At 36.7% G+C, this 1,735-nt stretch carries 1 protein-coding gene; it reads right to left on the bottom strand.

The features are described from left to right. On the bottom strand, nucleotides 1-1,735 hold a 1,735-nt coding region (locus ACFIK1_RS03740), incomplete at both ends, for a type ISP restriction/modification enzyme (RefSeq protein ID WP_375662119.1).

Below are 1,735 nucleotides of genomic sequence, written 5' to 3'. Positions count from 1 at the left end.
TTCAGCGCTTTTTACACAAGGGATGCGAGGCAATTCTTTAGAGAGGTTATCAGCATAACGAGCACGATAATCTTCCGAATGTAACAATCCGTAGACGTAATAGAACAAATTATCTTTAGTGATTTTTTCATTCGGATAAGCCGCTTGAAAATGGGCTAATCCTTCATCAGTAATGGCATCACGCCTCTGTAAACCAACTGTTTTACTTTCTTTTGTAGAATTCGCAAATAAATGAGATTGTTTTTCATTTTTGTCTCTTGAAACCGGAGCATCTTCATAGAAATATCGTGGAAAGCATTGACTAGCATTCATCACACCTAAATCAGGCAAATTCTTAGTCATAAGTGCAGAAAAGCCAACCATTGCTCCTATGCCTGTAACTTGTATGATTTTATTTTCAACCGCTTTCTCCATTGGGAATATACGCGGCGTTTGGTAAACTCTCTCATTGAAAGTACGATTATAATAAAGCCACTGTCGTGTAAAAGGGCGATATAAACTTTGCGTGAGGCATGCATCTTCGAATTTAAGAATTTTTCCTCTTACCAATTCTTGTTTAACATTATGGCTCCAGCTAATCTTGCTCTCATCTGCATTGATGAAATTGTTTACAGCATTTGCACGTATTTTATGATCAGCATGTGGATAGGCATCATTAAAACGTTCTACTTCGCTATTATAGAAAGTAATCATATTATGCATATTATTTTCTAAAATCTTATAGCTTGAGTTATATGCCCAAGCATCACGGTTTGTTTTTAGACCACAGGAATAAATTTTAAAGAGCTTTTTATCATGTCCTTTTTTAACACCTATAGCTAAAAATTTTTTAAAACTGTCATCACGTTGCTTTATCCAATCCCCATGCTTATCCGGTGTAATTATTTGCCAACCTTGTTTACTCCGTGTAATACCATCAATGCTTTCAAGGGATTCAATTATTGTAAGCTTTTCTTGCCTCGTGAGATAGTCTCCAATATCACGAAAATATATCTTACCACGCTGTTGTGCATTTGGATTTTTTACGAGAATAGAGATAGCTATGGGAGCACGAGATCCTTCACCAAAAATTCCACCACTTTCTTTCTTACGTTGTTCTCCAGAAGTCCGAGCATTTCCCCGTAAATGGAAAATATAAAGGCTGCTAAATTCCTCAACGAGGCATTTTCGTAAACCATCCATAGAGTGCCCACTAACAAAGCTTGCGTTTGTGACAAAACCAATAATACCATGGTCTTTTATACGGTCACTTGCCCAGCGGATAGCACGGATATAACTGTCATAAAGTGCTCGTATATTCGTTACTTTCGATTGAGCAGCATAAGTTTCACTGATCCGTTTATCTAAAATAGGATAAGAAGTATTCTTTGCATTATCGTTTTCGCTCTTTTGCCCCACGGAATAAGGAGGATTGCCGAAGATAACTTCAATATTGAGGTTTTTCTGAAGTTCTAAATATTCACTGTTTTTCTCTAGTAAACCTCTCATCAGATCTTGTTTTTCAAGCATCCGGAATGTATCGGTTAAACCAATATGTTTGAAAGGAATATACTCTCCTTTCTTCAAACTATGATAAGTCGATTCAATATTAATGGCAGCTATGTAATAAGCCAGTAAAACAATCTCATTGGCATGGATATCATGACGGAATTTGTATTCCATATCCTCTGGTTTTATGAGCTTTGATTGTAAAAGCCTTGTGATAAAGGTCCCCGTTCCAGTGAAAGGGTCAAGA

Origin of the sequence: Bartonella sp. OC16QHHD, from assembly GCF_042194035.1 — a bacterium.
In the GTDB taxonomy this organism is placed as follows: domain Bacteria; phylum Pseudomonadota; class Alphaproteobacteria; order Rhizobiales; family Rhizobiaceae; genus Bartonella.
Note: the sequence above shows the minus strand (reverse complement) of the source record. Positions and strands in the feature narration are given on the sequence as shown.